The organism is Colwellia sp. MB02u-10 (genome assembly GCF_014077185.1).
Taxonomy (GTDB): Bacteria; Pseudomonadota; Gammaproteobacteria; order Enterobacterales; family Alteromonadaceae; genus Cognaticolwellia.
Genome location: NZ_JACGVK010000040.1, coordinates 1 through 1,249, shown reverse-complemented (window position 1 = coordinate 1,249; position 1,249 = coordinate 1). Strand labels below are relative to the sequence as shown.

Genomic DNA, 1,249 nt, shown 5'->3' with positions numbered 1-1,249 from the left:
AAATTATGCTATGGTTATTCATGCTAGCCTCCGCTTTAGTTGTTTGACACACTAATTATGGCACTGGCTTTTCAAGCTAACCCACGATAGGAGGCTAGCACCTCGTGGGGAGTCATTATGTCTAGCTTTTATTCATCGCGGAGGCGACCTTGTCCAAACTAAAAATGACTCTACTTGAAAACTCTAAAAGTTTTTTTATCGAATCTGTATCAAAAGCAGTACAAGCTGAAACATCAGAGGAGCATTGGAAGTTTGCAATTTTACTTTTAGTGCAAGCAATCGAAACTTGTCTAAAAGAACGACTGAGGTGTACTCAGGATGTATTAATTTATTCAAATATAGATAAGCCTAAACACACAGTTGACTTGTGGCTTGCAATTAGTAGGTTAGAAAAAATATCAAAAATTGAATTTGATGCGTCAGATATTTCATCTATAAAGACAGCATCGGAGCTGAGAAATCAAATTGTACATTTTGAATTTAATTTATCTATTGACCAAATAAAATCTAACTTTGTAACTCTAGTTGGTTTTTATTCGGAGTTTTGCCAAAAGCATTTAGAAGAGGACATTATTGCCGAATTACCTTCCCGTTTAGGTCAAGAGGTAATGAATCTCGATAAATATGTAGATGAGCTTGAACAAAGGGCAAAACACCGAATAGAAAGTGAAGGTATAACCCCTGAAAATGTTTGGCAATGTAGTGCATGTAAAAAAGATTCATTTGTAATCGAAGATGGAATAGATACTTGTTACGTTTGTGGGTATTACGAACCGACTGTTGAATGCGAAAATTGTAATGAGTCAGAACTTGAGAGTGAAATACAAGAAGTTGACTTTGGCAATATGAAAGGTCTTGAAAACTGGAAATCTTTTTGTAGAGGTTGTTATGAAAAACTAGAAACAGACAACCCATATGAAGAGTATTACTAAAGCTAATCGGGTAGCCAGAGGTCTCTAACCTCCAGCCCCCACACCACCCTGCATGCGGCTCCGCACAGGGCGATTCACTAACCATGATGTACTTTTATCCAGATGTCTCGTAGCGCAATTAACCCTTCATCCTTAAGATATTCATTGGTTAATGCCATGTTGACCCCTTTAGTTTTAGAACTTCTCCATGGACCTTTGCTTGTAATACCACAACTTATCGCGAGTCTTTCTGGGACACCTCGCTTAAGTAAATTTCTAACCTTGGTTCTGGGCCTTCGCCATTGTCGCCAGTAGCACATCCGTATTCTACGACGAAC

Annotated in this window: 1 protein-coding gene and 1 pseudogene; one reads left to right on the top strand and one right to left on the bottom strand. The window is 38.3% G+C overall.

The genetic code is table 11. From position 1 onward, the window contains the following. The first annotated feature begins 149 nt into the window (after nucleotides 1–149). Complete coding sequence (locus tag H4J59_RS00120; RefSeq protein ID WP_182235759.1) at nucleotides 150–932, top strand: hypothetical protein; 783 nt, start codon at nucleotides 150–152, stop codon at nucleotides 930–932. Between the two features lie 77 nt (nucleotides 933–1,009). On the opposite strand, the pseudogene H4J59_RS00115 reads toward H4J59_RS00120, so the two are convergent. Further along, nucleotides 1,010–1,249, bottom strand: a pseudogene (locus tag H4J59_RS00115) (group II intron reverse transcriptase/maturase); the annotation flags it as partial.